This is a genomic window from Streptomyces hebeiensis (assembly GCF_052983195.1).
The window spans coordinates 5,591,016-5,606,947 of sequence record NZ_CM129812.1 but is presented as its reverse complement, the minus strand read 5'-3'; the positions used below and the strand labels follow the sequence as shown (position 1 = coordinate 5,606,947).

At 71.9% G+C, this 15,932-nt stretch carries 14 protein-coding genes; 10 read left to right on the top strand and 4 right to left on the bottom strand.

Features of this window, described 5'->3' with window-relative positions:
- The first annotated feature begins 89 nt into the window (after window positions 1-89).
- The 4 genes from ACU6P3_RS24150 (at window position 90) to ACU6P3_RS24135 (ending at window position 2,709) form a co-directional block, all read left to right on the top strand.
- Window positions 90-683: an AIM24 family protein gene (locus tag ACU6P3_RS24150; protein ID WP_447198047.1), complete on the top strand. Its 594-nt coding sequence runs from the start codon at window positions 90-92 to the stop codon at window positions 681-683.
- Entirely contained in the window at window positions 683-1,333 is a 651-nt protein-coding gene (locus tag ACU6P3_RS24145; RefSeq protein WP_447194079.1) for an AIM24 family protein, read from the top strand. The genes ACU6P3_RS24150 and ACU6P3_RS24145 overlap by 1 nt, the downstream gene beginning before the upstream one ends.
- Window positions 1,330-2,118 (top strand): AIM24 family protein, encoded by a 789-nt coding sequence (locus tag ACU6P3_RS24140; protein ID WP_447194078.1) that lies wholly within the window; start codon window positions 1,330-1,332, stop codon window positions 2,116-2,118. Before ACU6P3_RS24145 ends, ACU6P3_RS24140 begins: the two co-directional genes overlap by 4 nt.
- Before the next feature lie 114 nt (window positions 2,119-2,232).
- The gene (locus tag ACU6P3_RS24135; protein ID WP_447194077.1) at window positions 2,233-2,709 is read left to right on the top strand and encodes a MarR family winged helix-turn-helix transcriptional regulator; all 477 of its coding nucleotides are present in this window, start codon (window positions 2,233-2,235) and stop codon (window positions 2,707-2,709) included.
- Window positions 2,710-2,753: 44 nt separating this feature from the next.
- On the opposite strand, the gene ACU6P3_RS24130 is transcribed toward ACU6P3_RS24135, so the two are convergent.
- Together ACU6P3_RS24130 and ACU6P3_RS24125 are read right to left on the bottom strand one after the other, a co-directional pair.
- Window positions 2,754-4,235, bottom strand: a complete 1,482-nt coding sequence (locus ACU6P3_RS24130) for a sensor histidine kinase (protein WP_447198046.1) — start codon at window positions 4,233-4,235, stop codon at window positions 2,754-2,756.
- Between the two features lie 8 nt (window positions 4,236-4,243).
- On the bottom strand, window positions 4,244-4,906 hold the full coding sequence (locus ACU6P3_RS24125; protein ID WP_447194076.1) for a response regulator transcription factor: 663 nt from the start codon (window positions 4,904-4,906) through the stop codon (window positions 4,244-4,246).
- Between the two features lie 124 nt (window positions 4,907-5,030).
- On the opposite strand from ACU6P3_RS24125, the gene ACU6P3_RS24120 reads away from it, so the two are divergent.
- Complete coding sequence (locus ACU6P3_RS24120) at window positions 5,031-5,684, top strand: PepSY domain-containing protein (protein WP_447194075.1); 654 nt, start codon at window positions 5,031-5,033, stop codon at window positions 5,682-5,684.
- Between the two features lie 273 nt (window positions 5,685-5,957).
- On the opposite strand, the gene meaB is transcribed toward ACU6P3_RS24120, so the two are convergent.
- Window positions 5,958-6,929, bottom strand: a complete 972-nt coding sequence (gene meaB / locus ACU6P3_RS24115; protein ID WP_447194074.1) for a methylmalonyl Co-A mutase-associated GTPase MeaB — start codon at window positions 6,927-6,929, stop codon at window positions 5,958-5,960.
- A 112-nt stretch (window positions 6,930-7,041) separates the two neighbouring features.
- Window positions 7,042-8,241 (bottom strand): acetyl-CoA C-acetyltransferase, encoded by a 1,200-nt coding sequence (locus ACU6P3_RS24110; protein WP_447194073.1) that lies wholly within the window; start codon window positions 8,239-8,241, stop codon window positions 7,042-7,044.
- Window positions 8,242-8,387: 146 nt separating this feature from the next.
- On the opposite strand from ACU6P3_RS24110, the gene mce reads away from it, so the two are divergent.
- From mce to ACU6P3_RS24085, 5 genes are all read left to right on the top strand, one after another.
- Window positions 8,388-8,816, top strand: a complete 429-nt coding sequence (mce, locus tag ACU6P3_RS24105) for a methylmalonyl-CoA epimerase (RefSeq protein WP_447194072.1) — start codon at window positions 8,388-8,390, stop codon at window positions 8,814-8,816.
- A gap of 172 nt (window positions 8,817-8,988) precedes the next feature.
- Window positions 8,989-12,711: a polarized growth protein Scy gene (scy, locus tag ACU6P3_RS24100; protein ID WP_447194071.1), complete on the top strand. Its 3,723-nt coding sequence runs from the start codon at window positions 8,989-8,991 to the stop codon at window positions 12,709-12,711.
- A 319-nt stretch (window positions 12,712-13,030) separates the two neighbouring features.
- Complete coding sequence (locus tag ACU6P3_RS24095; protein ID WP_030749233.1) at window positions 13,031-13,966, top strand: coiled-coil domain-containing protein; 936 nt, start codon at window positions 13,031-13,033, stop codon at window positions 13,964-13,966.
- A 172-nt stretch (window positions 13,967-14,138) separates the two neighbouring features.
- Window positions 14,139-15,146: an ABC transporter ATP-binding protein gene (locus ACU6P3_RS24090; RefSeq protein WP_447194070.1), complete on the top strand. Its 1,008-nt coding sequence runs from the start codon at window positions 14,139-14,141 to the stop codon at window positions 15,144-15,146.
- 1 nt (window position 15,147) lies between these two features.
- The gene (locus ACU6P3_RS24085; protein WP_447194069.1) at window positions 15,148-15,927 is read left to right on the top strand and encodes an ABC transporter permease; all 780 of its coding nucleotides are present in this window, start codon (window positions 15,148-15,150) and stop codon (window positions 15,925-15,927) included.
- Window positions 15,928-15,932 lie beyond the last annotated feature (5 nt).

Genomic DNA, 15,932 nt, shown 5'->3' with positions numbered 1-15,932 from the left:
GCCCGCCCCTGTTCGCTGTCAGTGGTGCCGGTTACCTTCGATCCGTGGCTCAGTTCCGACTGCAAGGCAGCAAGGTGCTCGCCGTCGACATGTCCGGCGACGCCGTCAAGGCGAAGAACGGCTCGATGGTCGCGTACGACGGCCGGATGACCTTCAAGAAGATGTCCGGCGGCGGTGAGGGCCTGCGCGGGATGGTGACCCGCCGCCTCACGGGCGAACAGATGGAGGTCATGGAGGTGAAGGGGGAGGGCACCTGCTATTTCGCCGACCGCGCGAGCGAGATCAACCTGGTCTCGCTGCACGGCGACAAGCTCTGGGCCGAGGCGAGCAATCTGCTCTGCGCGGACGCGGGTCTGCGGACGGGCACGAGCTTCACCGGCCTGCGCGGCGGGGCGAGCGGGAACGGCCTGTTCACGACCACGGTCGAGGGCACCGGCCAGGCCGCCCTCATGTCGGACGGCCCGGCGGTGGTGCTGCGCGTGTCGCCCCAGTACCCGCTGCACGTGGACCCCGGCGCCTACATCGCGCACCAGGGCCAGGTGCGGCAGCACTTCCAGGCGGGGGTGAACTTCCGCACGCTCATGGGCGAGGGCTCGGGCGAGGCGTTCCAGATCCGTTTCGAGGGTGACGGGCTCGTCTACGTACAGCCGAGCGAGCGGAACACGATCGGGGGCGATGTCTGATGCCGTTCCGGGAGATCAACTCGAAGATGGTCGAGGCGACGGTGGCGCCCGGCCAGAAGATGTTCAGCCAGCGGGGAGCGATGCTCGCCTACCGGGGCGACGTCACCTTCACGCCGAACATCCAGGGCGGCCGGGGCGGGCTGATGTCGATGATCGGCCGGCGCGTGGCGAACGAGGCGACGCCGCTGATGACGGTGGAGGGCAGTGGCACGGTGATGTTCGGCCACGGCGGCCACCACATCCAGGTCGTCAACCTCGCCGGGGACACCCTGTACGTGGAGGCGGACCGGCTGCTCGCCTTCGACGGGACGCTCCAGCAGGGGACGATGTTCATGGGCTCGCAGGGCGGGGTGATGGGGATGGTGCGGGGCCAGGCCACCGGCCAGGGCCTGTTCACCACGACGCTGACGGGCCACGGCTCGGTCGCGGTGATGGCGCACGGCGGGGTGATCGAGCTGCCCGTCACCCCGGGGCGGGCGGTCCACGTGGACCCGCAGGCGTATGTCGCCCACCACGGTGACGTGCGCAACAAGCTCTCCACGGCGCTGGGCTGGCGCGACATGGTGGGCCGGGGCTCGGGCGAGGCGTTCCAGCTGGAGCTGAGCGGCAGCGGTGCGGTGTACGTCCAGGCGTCGGAGGAGAAGCTGTGAGCGCGCCCGTCATTCATGACCCGTTGACGCTGCCGAGCGACGACAACGTCAACCCGTACACCTTCTGCGTGGAGCTGGCGGGGAGCCAGTGGTTCCTCCAGAAGGGGAAGATGATCGCCTATTACGGGCAGATCGAATTCGACGGAATAGGCCACGGCCGGTTCGAGCGGCTGCTGCGCACCAGCTTCCACTCGCCGCTGCACGCGGCGGACTGGGTGGTGGCGGAGGGCAGCGGCAAGATGCTGCTCGCCGACCGGGCCTTCGACGTCAACTCCTACGACCTTCAGGACGGCAATCTGACGATCCGCTCGGGGAACCTGCTCGCGTACCAGCCTTCCCTGGCGCTGAAGCAGTCGATCGTGCCGGGCTTCCTGACCCTGATCGGTACCGGGAAGTTCGTGGCGGCGTCCAACGGCCCCGTGGTGTTCATGGAACCACCGATCCGGGTGGATCCTCAGGCGCTGGTGGGCTGGGCGGACTGCCCGTCACCCTGCCACCACTACGATCACGGCTATATGACCGGCGTGCTGGGCGGCGTCCGTTCGCTGACGGGCCTCGGGGGCACCTCGGGCGAGGAGCATCAGTTCGAGTTCGTGGGGGCCGGGACGGTGCTGTTGCAGTCCACGGAGATGCTCATGGCCGAGCAGCCGACAGGAGCGGTGACACCGGAGCCGGGGGTGCCCGGCGGTGGACCGGCACCGGGAGGCTCGGGGCCGGGCCAGCAGGGGGCGCTGCCCCGGATGCCCGGTCAGTTCGGGGACCTCCAGCGTCGCTTCGGTCTGTGAGCGGTACCCTGCGGAGTGTGACGTCGAACGCTTGCGCCCGCGCGAGCGGCCGGGTGCGGCGGGCTTCACACCCCTACTTCGTCCAGAATTCAACATCTTAGGTAGAATCCATACATGGAGACCGAGACGGCCACGCGCTGGCTGAGCGACACGGAGCAGCGCGCCTGGCGCACCCACCTGGATGTCAACAAGCTGTTGACGCATCAACTGGAGAAGGACCTCCAGCCGTTCGGGCTGACCATGAACGACTACGAGATCCTGGTGAACCTCTCCGAGTCCGCGGAGCGGCGCATGCGGATGAGCGACCTGGCGGCCACCACGCTCCAGTCCAAGAGCCGTCTCTCCCACCAGATCACGCGGATGGAAACGGCGGGCCTGGTGCGCCGGGAGAACTGCGAGTCCGACCGGCGCGGGTTGTACGCGGTGCTCACGGACCAGGGGATGGAGACAATGCAGAAGGTAGCACCGCACCATGTCGAATCGGTGCGCAAACACTTCATCAACCTTCTCACTCCACAGGCGCTGGCGGACCTGCGGGCCTCGCTGACCCCGGTGGCGGAGCACCTGCGCGGGCGGCGCGGCAAGGGCTGAGACACACCGGCCGGGTCATGGCCGGCCGGTTGTCGTGGAGCGGATCAGCCTGTGGCCGCGCCCGCCGACGGCAGGCGCAGTTCGAACAGGGCGCCGCCGGCCGGGGACGTCCCCACCGTCAGCGTGCCGCCGTGCCGTTCGGCCACGTCGCGGGCGATGGCCAGGCCCAGGCCGGCGCCGCCGTCGTCCCGGCTGCGGGCGTCGTCCAGCCGCACGAACCGAGCGAAGATCCGCTCCCGTTCCGCATCCGGCACCCCGGAGCCGTCGTCCGCGACGCCCAGCACCACCCGGCCGTCCGCCCCACGCGTCACGGACACCCGTACCGACGCGTGGGCATGGCGCTGGGCGTTGTCCAGCAGATTGCCCAGCACTCGCGCCAACTGCCCGCGCGAACCGGTGACTTCGGCCGCCGCGTCCGCCGGGTCCGGCAGCTCAGATGCCACGGGCACCCGGTCCGTGGCCCGCTGGGAGACCTCCTCGCGGACCAGCGCCGCGAGATCCAGCCGGCCGGCCCCGGGGGTCTCCCCCGCGTCCAGCCGGGCCAGCAGCAGCAGATCGGCGGCCAGCCGCTGGAGCCGTACGGTGTCCGCGACCGCGCCCGGGACGTCCAGCAGCTCCGGATGCGCGTCGCCGACCTCGAGCTGGGTGCGCAGGGAGGCGATGGGGCTGCGCAGTTCGTGCGAGGCGTCCGCGACGAACCGGCGCTGGCGCTCGACGGCGGCCTCCAGCGCGGCGAGCGTCTCGTTGGTCGTTCGGGCCAGCCGGGCCACCTCGTCGTGCGTCGCGGGCTCCGGCACCCGCCGGGACAGGTCGGCGGAGGCGGTGATCGCCGCCATCTCGCTCCGGATCCCCTCCACCGGCCGCAGCGCGCGCCGGGTCACCAGCCAGGTCACCCCGCCGACCACCACCAGCAGAACGGGCAGGCCGATCAGCATCGCGACGGCGGCCGTGCCGACCGCGTCGTCCCGGGCCGTCAGCGACGCGCCCGCGTGGACGACGACCGTACGGCCCGAGCGGTCGGTCACCTCCGAGGCTGCGAAGCGGTAGTCCCCTGCCGCACCGTCCACCGTCGCGGTACCGGTCGTGTGCCCGAGGACGTCCCCGATCTCCCCGACACCGGGTTCGTCGTCGTCCCTGTCACCCCCTTTGTCATCCTCCCCGTCGTCGTCCTCGCGGTCTTCGCCGCCCCGTACGGCACCCGGCCGCCCCGGAGTCACGGCGCTCACCCCCGTACCGCTGATGCGCTCCAGCTTCTCGCTCGCCGCGAGGAGCCGCCCGTCCTCGTCGGCCACCTGCACCGGGTGGTCCTCCTCGTCCGGCAGGTCCAGACCGGCGTACGCGGCCGGGCCCCGGACCCCGGCGGCGATGTCCAGCGCCACCTCGCGCGCCACGGAGTCGGCCTGCCGGTCCGCCTGGTCGGTGAGGTTCGCGCGCAGCGACAGCAGGACGGCGGTCCCGGCGGCCACCAGCGCCACCACCACCACGGCCGTCGCGCCGAGCGCCGCCTTCGCCCGTACGGACGACAGCCACCGCATCACGACGCCACCAGCCGGTAGCCCGCGCCCCGCACGGTCTGGATGAGCCCGGCGCCGAGCTTGCGCCGCAGGGTGGAGACGTAGACCTCGATGATGTTGGGGTCGCCGTCGTACGCGAAGTCCCAGACGTGCTCCATGATCTCCAGCTTCCCGACCACCTCGCCCGCGCGCACCGCCAGTTGCTCCAGCACCGCGAACTCCTTCGTGGTCAGCGCCACTTCGGCGCCGTCCCGGAAGACCCGGCGGGCCGCCGTGTCCACGCTGAGCCTGCCCACCCGCAGCACGGGCGAGGCACCGGCGGAACCACGGCGACGCAGCAGCGCCTTGACGCGCGCGACGAGCACGACGTAAGAGAACGGCTTGGTCAGGTAGTCGTCCGCCCCGGTGTCGAGCCCTTCCGCCTCGTCGTACTCGCCGTCCTTGGCGGTGAGCATCAGGATCGGCACCTCGTTGCCGGCGGCGCGCAACGCCGCGCAGACCCGGTAGCCGTTCATGCCGGGGAGCATGATGTCGAGAACGACCAGGTCGTAGACGCCCTCCCCCGCCCGGTGCAGCCCCTCCAGGCCGTCGTGGACGACGTCCACGGCGAAGCCCTCGGCCGTCAGCCCCTTGGCGAGCGACACCGCGAGCCGCTTCTCGTCCTCCACGATCAACAGGCGCATGTCCCCACCCTCCCAAACGGAACCTGAAAGTCTCTTCAGGTGGCTTCAGCCCGGCTTCAGCTCCCGGCGGCCACAGTGAGGGCGTTGGCAAGGAACCGGCTCGACCGACTCGGGAGGACCCCACATGAAGCGCAACCTCGTCATCGCGGCCATCACTTCGGCGGCGCTGATCGGCGGCGGCACGTACACCGCGGTCTCGATGGACCGGGGCTCGGCGGGGAACGGAGTGGCGGCGCCGCCGGTGGCGACCCTGACGGCGACACCCACGCGGACCGCGTCCGCGCCCCCGTCCGACGACCCGTCCGACGACTCCCGGGACCGGAGCACGCCCGGAGAGCGCGGTACGAAGCTCACCGCGAGCGACGCCGCCGCGGCGGCGCTCCGGCAGCACCCGGGCGCCGTGACGTCCGTCGACCTGGACGACGACCGGAAGGACCGCTGGGAGGTCGACCTCCTCGGCAAGGACAACCGCTGGTACGAACTGGACGTGAACGCCACCACCGGCTCCGTCCGCGCACACTCCGACGACGACGGCGACGACTCCGATGACGACGACCGCGCCGCCCTGCGGTCCGCCACGGTGACCGCACAGCAAGCGGCGTCCACGGCCCTGGGCTCCGTACCCGGGACGGTGACGTCCGCGGAACTGGACGACGACGGCGACAACCGCTGGGAGGTCGACGTACGCGGCAAGGACGGCCGGTCGCACGAACTGCACGTGGACGCGAGGACGGCGAAGGTGACGGCGGACCGCGACGACGACGGTGACGACGACTGAGCGGTGCGCGAACGCCCCCCGCCGGCGGGGCCACCGTGGGCCCGCAGGTGACCACCGGCGGGAGGGGGCCGGGGCCGTAGGAGGTGCGTGTCCGGACACTGAAGCGTGATGTGTGGCGCACAGCCGACCCGCAGCCGAACAACAAAGCCGCACAGCGCCGTACATCATGCCGTCCGGACACGCGCCTCCGAAGACCGCGGCCCCCGGCACCACCCACCAAGCAGACCACGCACCCGCCCCGCGCGGCGGACCCCGCAGGCGCGACGCCCCCACCTACCCGCCCCGTCGCGAGACGCCCGTCACCCCCGCCACCAGCGTGTCCGCCGCCGCGTACACGTCCAGTTCCCCCGCCACCACCCGCTCCGCCAGCGACCCCAGCCGCCGGTCCCCGTGCAGGTCCCCGATCCGCTCGCGCAGGGCCGTGACCGCGATCGTCTCGACCTCGCGGGCCGCCCGCCGGGTCCGGCGGGCCGTCAGCTCGTCGTGTTCCTCCAGCCAGGCCCGGTGCTTGTCCAGCGCCGCCACGACCTCGTCCACGCCCTCGCCCCGCGCCGCGACCGTCCTGACGATGGGGGGCCGCCAGTCGCCCGGCGCACGGGCCTCGCCCAGGCCCAGCATGTGGTTCAGCTCCCGGGCCGTCGCGTCGGCGCCCTCCCGGTCCGCCTTGTTGACCACGTAGACGTCGCCGATCTCCAGGATGCCCGCCTTCGCCGCCTGGATGCCGTCGCCCATGCCGGGCGCCAGCAGCACCACGCAGGTGTCGGCCTGGGCCGCGATCTCGACCTCCGACTGGCCGACGCCGACCGTCTCCACGAGGACGACGTCGCAGCCCGCCGCGTCCAGCACCCGGATCGCCTGGGGCGCCGCCCAGGCGAGGCCGCCGAGGTGGCCGCGGGAGGCCATCGAACGGATGTAGACGCCCGGGTCGGAGGCGTGTTCGGACATCCGGACGCGGTCGCCCAGCAGCGCGCCGCCCGAGAAGGGGGACGAGGGGTCGACGGCGAGGACGCCGACCCGTTTGCCCGCCTTCCGGTACGCGGTGACCAGCGCCGACGTCGCCGTCGACTTGCCGACGCCGGGCGATCCGGTGAGCCCGACCACGTACGCCCGGCCCGCGAGCGGGGCCAGCGCCGCCATCACCTCGCGCAGTTGCGGGGACGCCCCCTCGACCAGGGAGATCAGCCTGGCCACGGCGCGCGGCCGGCCGGCCCGTGCCTGGGCCACGAGCTGGGGGACGTCCTGCATAGACACTCCTGTAGTCATCCGGTTCCGGCCGACCGGGCAACCCCGCCGACCGGCCACCCGCTCCGACCGGCGACCCCGCCGGCCGGGCCACCCGCTCCGACCCGTTACCCCGTTACCCCGCCACGCGCAGGATCAGCGCGTCCCCCTGCCCGCCGCCCCCGCACAGCGCCGCCACGCCCGTCCCGCCCCCGCGTCGGCCCAGCTCCAGTGCCAGGTGCAGGACGAGCCGGGCGCCCGACATGCCGATCGGGTGGCCGAGGGCGATGGCCCCGCCGTTCACGTTCACCTTTTCGGGGGTGACCCCGAGGTCCTTCATTGACTGGACGGCGACCGCCGCGAACGCCTCGTTGATCTCGATCAGGTCGAGGTCCTCGACCTCGATCCCCTCCTTCTTCAGCGCGTGCCGGATCGCGTTCGACGGCTGGGACTGGAGCGAGTTGTCCGGGCCCGCCACATTGCCGTGCGCGCCGATCTCCGCGATCCAGGTGAGGCCCAGTTCCTCGGCCTTGGCCCGGCTCATCACGACGACCGCCGCCGCGCCGTCCGAGATCTGCGAGGACGTACCCGCCGTGATCGTGCCGTCCCGGTCGAAGGCGGGGCGCAGCCGGCTCAGGGACTCGACCGTCGTCTCCGGGCGGATGCCCTCGTCCTGGGCGAAGAGCACGGGGTCGCCCTTGCGCTGCGGGATCTCGACGGGGGTGATCTCGGCCTCGAAGACACCGTTCTTCCGGGCGGCGGCGGCCCGCTGGTGAGAGAGCGCGGCGAACTCGTCCTGCGGCGCACGGGCGATCTTCAGCCGGGTGTTGTGCCTCTCGGTGGACGCGCCCATCGCGATGTGCTCGAAGGAGTCGGTGAGGCCGTCGTACGCCATGGAGTCGAGCATCTCGATCGCGCCGTACTTGTTCCCCTCGCGGGACTTGGGCAGCAGGTGCGGTGCGTTGGTCATCGATTCCTGGCCACCGGCGACGATCACGTCGAACTCGCCCGCGCGGATGAGCTGGTCGGCCAGCGCGATGGCGTCGAGGCCGGAGAGACAGACCTTGTTGACGGTCAGCGCGGGCACGTTCATCGGGACGCCCGCCAGGACCGCGGCCTGGCGCGCCGGGATCTGGCCGGCCCCGGCCTGGAGCACCTGTCCCATGATCACGTACTGCGCCTGCTCCCCGGCGATGCCCGCCCGCTCCAGCGCCGCCTTGATGGCGAAGCCGCCGAGCTCCGCGCCGGAGAAGGACTTGAGCGAGCCGAGGAGCCGTCCCATGGGGGTGCGGGCCCCGGCGACGATGACGGAGGTGGTGGTGTTCGGGTCCGACATGAGACGCGATCCCCTTTGCGAGCGGCGTGCGGGAGTGAACGACGGTTTACTTTTCAGCGTACTGAGCAGTATCGCGGGGGTCACCAGGCAGTGCGTGTGACGGCGCGCACGTTGCGTAACCGATCCGCGAGCGCTGCACTGTCCTCATGCTGACGCGAATCGACCACATCGGAATCGCCTGTTTCGACCTCGACGCGACGGTCGAGTTCTACCGGGCCACGTACGGCTTCGAGGTGTTCCACGTCGAGGTCAACGAGGAGCAGGGCGTCCGCGAGGCCATGCTCAAGATCAACGAGACGTCCGACGGCGGTGCCTCGTACCTCCAGCTCCTGGAGCCGGTACGGGACGACTCACCCGTGGGCAAATGGCTGGCCAGGCACGGTGAGGGCGTCCATCACATCGCCTTCGGGACGCCGGACGTCGACGGTGCCGCGCGGGCGGTACGGGACAAGGGCGTCCGGGTGCTCTACGACGAGCCGCGCACCGGCTCCATGGGGTCCCGCATCACCTTCCTCCACCCCAAGGACTGCCACGGCGTCCTCACGGAACTGGTCACCTCCGCCCCCGAGCAGTGACTGAAGGTTTCCGCCCGAAGGATTCCCGGCCCGGTAGAGTGGGGCGCTCCGGGCCGGGGCCGGGCCGGGGCCGCGCCCCCGTCGTCGATCTGTCACCATTCCCCGGGGGGCCGTTCGCCAGGAACGGTGCTCAGTTGGGCAGTTGCGACCAGGGGACGGATGGGACCGCGCAGTGCGGGGCTACGAACGCCAGGAGAGCCACCGAGCTGACGACGACCACCTCTCGCGGTTCGAAGCCGAGATGGACCGGCTGAAGACCGCTCGGGAGAAGGCCGTCCAGCACGCCGAGGACCTCGGTTACCAGGTCGAGGTCTTGCGTGCCAAGCTGCACGAGGCACGCCGCGCCCTGGCCACCCGGCCGTCGTCGTCGTACGACGCCGGCGATCTCGGATACCAGGCCGAACAGCACCTCCGTAACGCCCAGATGCAGGCCGAGCAGATGCGCGCGGACGCCGAGCGCGAGCTGCGCGAGGCCCGGGCGCAGACGCAGCGCATCCTCCAGGAGCACGCCGAGCACCAGGCCAGGCTCCAGGCGGAGCTGCACGCCGAGGCCGTACAGCGGCGCCAGCGGCTGGACCAGGAACTGGCGGAGCGCCGGCAGACCGTCGAGTCGCATGTCAACGAGAACGTAGCCTGGGCCGAGCAGCTCAGGGCCCGTACGGAGGCCCAGGCCAGGCGGCTGCTGGACGAGTCGCGCGCCGAGGCGGAACAGGCCCTGGCAGCCGCCCGCGCGGAGGCGGCGCGGGTCGCCGAGGAGGCGCGCCGGCGGCTCGGCGCGGAGGCGGAGACGGCTCGTTCCGAGGCCGAGGCGATCCTGCTGCGGGCCCGCCGGGACGCCGAACGCATGCTGAACGCGGCCTCCACGCAGGCCCGCGAGGCCACCGACCACGCCGAACAGCTCCGTACGTCCACGGCCGCCGAGGCCGACCAGTCCCGCCAGCAGGCCACGGAGCTCGCCCGCGCCGCCGAGCAGCGGATGCAGGAGGCGGACGAGCGGCTGCGCGAGGCGCGCGCCGAGGCCGAGAAGGTCGTCACCGAGGCCAAGGAGACCGCCGCCAAGCGGCTGGCCGGGGTGGAGTCGCAGACCGAACAGCGCACGCGGACCGCCAAGTCGGAGATCGCCCGGCTGGTGGGCGAGGCGACCAAGGAGGCGGAGGCCGCCAAGGCCGAGGCCGAGCAAGTACTCGCGGACGCCCGCGCCGAGGGCGAGAAGCTGGTCGCGGAGGCCGCGGAGCGGGCCCGTACGGTCGCGGCCGAGGACTCGGCCGCCCAGCTGGCCAAGGCGGCCCGTACCGCCGAGGAGGTGCTGACCAAGGCGTCCGACGACGCCAAGGACACCATCAAGGCGGCGAGCGAGGAGGCCGAGCGGATCCGCCGCGAGGCGGAGGCGGAGGCGGACCGGCTGCGCGGCGAGGCCGCCGAGCAGGCCGACCAGCTCAAGGGCGCGGCCAAGGACGACACCAAGGAGTACCGCGCCAAGACGGTCGAGCTCCAGGAGGAGGCGCGCCGGCTGCGCGGCGAGGCCGAGCAGCTGCGCGCCGACGCGGTCGCCGAGGGCGAGCGGATCCGGGGCGAGGCGCGCCGGGAGGCCGTCCAGCAGATCGAGGAGGCGGCCAGGTCCGCCGAGGAGCTGCTGACGAAGGCCAAGGCGGACGCCGACGAGCTGCGCTCGGGGGCCACCACCGAGAGCGAGCGGGTACGGACCGACGCCATCGAGCGGGCCACGACGCTGCGCCGGCAGGCCGAGGAGACCCTGGAGCGCACCCGCGCCGAGGCCGAGCGGCTGCGGGCGGAGAGCGAGGAGCAGGCGGAGGCCACCAAGGCCGCCGCCGAGCAGGCCGCGGCCGAGCTGCGCGAGGAGACCGAACGCGGCGTCGCGGCCCGCAAGTCGGAGGCGGCCGAGGAGCTGGCCCGTCTCCACACGGAGGCCGAGCAGCGTCTCGCGAGCGCCGAGGAGGCGCTGACCGACGCACGCGCCGAGGGGGAGCGGATCCGCCGCGAGGCGGCGGAGGAGGGCGACCGGCTCCGTACGGAGGCGGCGGAGCGGGTCCGTACGCTCCAGCAGCAGGCCGCGGAGGAGGCCGAACGGCTGCGCACGGAGGCCGCGGCGGACGCCTCGCAGTATCGCGCCGAGGCGGAGAACGTGGCCGTACGGCTGCGCTCGGACGCCGCCAACGAGGCCGAGCGGCTCAAGACCGAGGCGCAGGAGACCGCCGACCGGGTCCGCGCGGAGGCCGCGTCCGCCGCCGAGCGCGTGGCCGCGGAGGCCGCCGAGGCGCTGACCGCCGCACAGGAGGAGGCGACCCGCCGCCGCCGCGAGGCCGACGAGACGCTGAGGTCCGCCCGTACGGAGGCGGACCAGGAGCGCGAGCGCGCCCGCGAGCAGAGCGAGGAGCTGCTGGCCTCCGCCCGCAAGCGGGTCGAGGAGGCGCAGGCCGAGGCGGTACGGCTGGTCGAGGAGGCCGACCGGCGGGCCACGGAGCTGGTCGCCGCGGCCGAGCAGACGGCGCAGCAGGTACGGGACGCCGTCGCCGGGCTGCACGAGCAGGCCGAGCAGGAGATCGCCGAGCGGCGCGCCACGGCCGAGGCCGCCGCCGACCGCACGACGTCGCAGGCGCGGGAGGAGGCGGAGCGGCTCCGCGCGGACGCCTACGCGGAGCGGGAGCGCGCCGCGCAGGACGCCAGTCGTGTGCTGGCCAGGTCCCGCGAGGAGGCCGAGGCCGCGCGCGAGCTGGCCGAACGGACCGTGGCCGACGCGCTGGCGGAGGCGGAGCGGCTGCGCGCGGACACCTCCGAGTACGCGCAGCGGGTGCGGACCGAGGCCTCGGATGCGCTCGCGGCGGCGGAGCGGGACGCGTCCCGGGCCCGGGGCGAGGCCCGCGAGGACGCCAACCGTATGCGCGGGGACGCGGCGGCCCAGGCGGACCGGCTGATCGCGGAGGCCGGCGGCGAGTCCGAGCGGATGCGCGCCGAGGCCGCCGAGACGGTGGCTGCCGCGCAGCAGGCCGCGGAGCGGCTGCGGGCCGAGTCGGAGCAGTTCAAGCGGGACACCGAGGCCGCGGCGGAGCGGTTGCGGGCCGAGGCCCAGGAGGAGACGGACTGGCTCCTGGACGAGGCGCGCAAGGACGCGGCCAAGCGCCGTGCCGACGCCGCCGAGCAGGCCGACCAGCTCATCAACAAGGCGCGGGAGGAAGCGCTGAGGGTCGCCACCGAGTCCGAGAAGCGGGCCGATACGATGGTGGCGGCGGCCCGCAAGGAGGCCGGCCGGATCACTTCCGAGGCGACCGTGGAGGGCAACTCCCTCGTGGAGAAGGCCCGTACGGACGCGGACGAGCTGCTGGTGGGCGCTCGACGCGACGCGACGGCCACCCGGAGCCGGGCGGAGGAGCTGCGGGAGCGTGCCGAGCGGGAGATCGAGCAACTGCACGAGCGGGCCCGCCGGGAGACGTCCGAGCAGCTGAGGACGGCCGGCGAGCGCGTGGACAAGCTGATGAAGGCCGCCGACGAGCAGCGCGCCGAGGCCGAGGCGAAGGCCAAGGAGCTGCTGGCGGAGGCCAATTCGGAGGCGAGCAAGGTCCGTATCGCCGCGGTGAAGAAGGCCGAGGGGCTGCTCAAGGAAGCCGAGCAGAAGAAGGCCGAGCTGATCCGGGAGGGCGAGAAGCTGCGCTCCGCAGCCGATCGGGAGGCGAAACGGACGGTGGACGAGGGGCAGCGCGAACTCGACGTCCTGGTCCGCAGGCGCGAGGACATCCAGGCCGAGATCTCCCGTGTCCAGGACGTACTCGAAGCCTTGGAGTCATTTGAGACACCCGGAGCCTCCACGAAGGAGAACCCCGTCAAGGCGGGCGCGGCGGCGGGCAACGCCCGTCCGAGTGGCAAGAGTTCGGGGAACTAGTGCCCCTCCCGGCGTCGGATCGACTTCGCGTCGACTCCGGATCCCGTCCGGGGCCCCTTCCGGTCTTTGTCCGCCTCCGGCGATCCGGCGGTGTGGTCCGCCGCGAGGCGGCCGGATGACATCTGTTCACCCGAAAGAGTGAGGGTATTTCCTCTGGGCGTCACCCAGTTGACGCGTGGTCGGCGCAGATCGACGCTCCCCCGACTGCATATCAACTACAGAACAGCCTCAGATCAAACCCGCATCCACTCGATTACACGCCGCTCAGGCCCCTAGGATTCCCCCTATCACCTCACCGGTCTCATTCGACAGGAACCCCATGAGCGACACTTCCTCCCCATTCGGCTTCGAGCTCGTGCGGCGTGGGTACGACCGCGGTCAGGTGGACGACCGCATTACCAAACTCGTCGCCGACCGTGACAGCGCTCTGACCCGTATCACCGCTCTTGAGAAGCGCATCGAGGAACTGCACCTCGAAACGCAGAACGCCCAGGCACAGGTGGCCGACGCGGAGCCGTCGTACGCCGGCCTCGGTGCCCGTGTCGAGAAGATCCTCCGCCTCGCCGAGGAGGAGGCCAAGGAGCTCCGCGACGAAGCCCGCCACGCCGCCGAACAGCACCGCGAGCTGGCCGAGTCGGCCGCCCAGCAGGTGCGGCACGACGCGGAGGAGTTCGCCTCGGAGCGCAAGGCCAAGGCCGAGGACGAGGGCCTTCGCATCGTCGAGAAGGCGAAGGGCGACGCCCAGAACCTGCGGTCGGAGGCGCAGAAGGACGCGCAGTCCAAGCGCGAGGAAGCGGACGCGCTGTTCGAGGAGACCCGCGCCAAGGCCGCCCAGGCGGCCGCGGACTTCGAGACGAACCTCGCGAAGCGGCGTGAGCAGTCCGAGCGCGATCTGGCGGCGCGTCAGGCGAAGGCGGAGAAGCGGCTGGCGGAGATCGAGCACCGTGCCGAGCAGCTGCGTCTGGAGGCGGAGAAGCTGCGGACGGACGCGGAGCGCCGCGCCCGGCAGACGGTGGAGACGGCACAGCGCCAGGCCGAGGACATCGTGGCCGACGCCAACGCCAAGGCCGACCGGATCCGCAGCGAGTCGGAGCGCGAGCTGGCGGCGCTCACCAACCGCCGCGACTCGATCAACGCGCAGCTGACCAACGTCCGCGAGATGCTGGCCACGCTGACGGGTGCCGCGGTGGCCGCCGCCGGCTCCCCCGAGGACGAGCCGATCTCGCGCGGCGTGCCGGCGCAGCAGTCCCGCTGAGCCGGTTGTCCGGCCGGGAGTCCGCCGAGCGGGTCGTCCGGGTTCGGAAACCGCTGAGCGGATCCGGCCGGAGCTGAACGATTCCAGCCGGAAAAGTTCGATTGAATAACGATCGTACGGGCCCCCCGTCACTCCGGTGGCGGGGGGCTTTGTGCCGCTTTAGGTTGGCGGCATGATCGAGATAGAGAGGCTGACCAAGCGCTATGGCCGCAAGCTGGCGGTCGACGATCTTTCGTTCCAGGTCAGACCGGGGGTGGTGACCGGCTTCCTCGGCCCCAACGGGGCGGGCAAGTCGACCACGATGCGGATGATGCTCGATCTCGACAACCCGACGGGCGGCTCGGTACGCATCGACGGCAGGCACTACCGGGAGCTCGCCGAGCCGCTGAAACACATCGGTGCCCTGCTGGAGGCCAAGTCCATGCACGGCGGGCGCACCGCGTACAACAACCTCCTCTGTCTGGCCCAGAGCAACCGCATCCCGGCGAGCCGGGTCTCCGAGGTCCTGGAGATGGTCGGGCTGACCGCGGTGGCGAAGAAGAAGACGAAGGGCTTCTCACTCGGTATGGGCCAGCGGCTCGGAATCGCGTCCGCGCTGCTCGGTGATCCCGAGATCCTGATGTTCGACGAGCCGGTGAACGGGCTGGACCCCGAGGGAATTCACTGGATCCGCAATCTTATGAAGGCGCTCGCACACGAGGGCCGCACGGTCTTCGTCTCCAGTCATCTGATGAGTGAAATGGCGCTGACCGCGGACCATTTGATCGTGATCGGTCAGGGCCGGCTGCTGGCGGACACCTCGATGGCGGACTTCATCCACGAGAACTCCCGCAGCTTCGCGCGGCTGCGCTCGCCGGACCGGGAACGGCTGAGGGACGTCCTGCACGCGGCGGGATTCACCGCGGTCGAGGCGGCCGACGGGGTGCTGGAGATCGACGGAGCGACCACGGAGGAGCTGGGGGAACTGGCGGCGCGCGAAGGGATCGTGCTGCACGAGCTGAGCGCGCAGCGCGCGTCCCTCGAAGAGGCGTTCATGCGGATGACGGCGCAGTCGGTCGAGTACCACGCGCATTCGAACGGGGCCCACGGGCCGGGTCCGGGACCGGTACAGGGCTGGGGACAGCCTCAGCCGGCGGCCGGCCCCCGGTGGGGCGAGCGGCGACCGGACGAGGGGGCCTGACATGGCATCGATACCCGCGGTCCTCCGCTCGGAATGGACCAAGATCCGTACCGTCTCCTCCACCACCTGGACCCTGATCAGCGCCCTGGTGGTGACCGTGGCCCTGGGCGCGGCGCTCTCGGCACTGCTGCGTTCGAGCTTCGACGAGCTGCCGCCCACCCAGCAGGCGACCTTCGACCCCACGTTCACCAGCTTCTCCGGGATGGCCCTCGGACAGCTGGCCATGGTGGTCTTCGGCGTCCTGGTGATCGGCTCCGAGTACGGCTCGGGCATGATCCGCAACTCGCTGGCCGCCGTCCCGCAACGCGCCACCTTCCTCTTCTCCAAGATCCTGGTGGCGGGCGTGCTGGCCCTGGTCACCGGGCTGGTCACCGGGTTCCTGGCGTTCTTCCTCGGCCAGGCGCTGCTCGGTGACCACGGCACGACCCTCGGCGAGCCGAACGTGCTGCGCGCGGTCGTGGGCAGCGGGCTCTACATGGCGCTGATCGCCGTCTTCTCGATGGGCGTCGCGGCGATGCTGCGCAGTTCCATGCTCTCGCTCGGCATCCTCATGCCGTTCTTCTTCCTGGTCTCGCAGATCCTGTCGGCGGTCCCGGTCGCGAAGAAGGTGGCGCGGTACTTCCCCGACCAGGCCGGATCCAAGATCATGCAGGTGCTGCCCGACGCCATGGACTCGGCCAAGGCGCCGTACGGTCCGTGGGGCGGCCTGGGCATCATGGCGCTGTGGGTGGTCGCGGCCCTGGTGGGCGGCTACGTGGTGCTGAAGAAGCGCGACGCCTGAGCGGG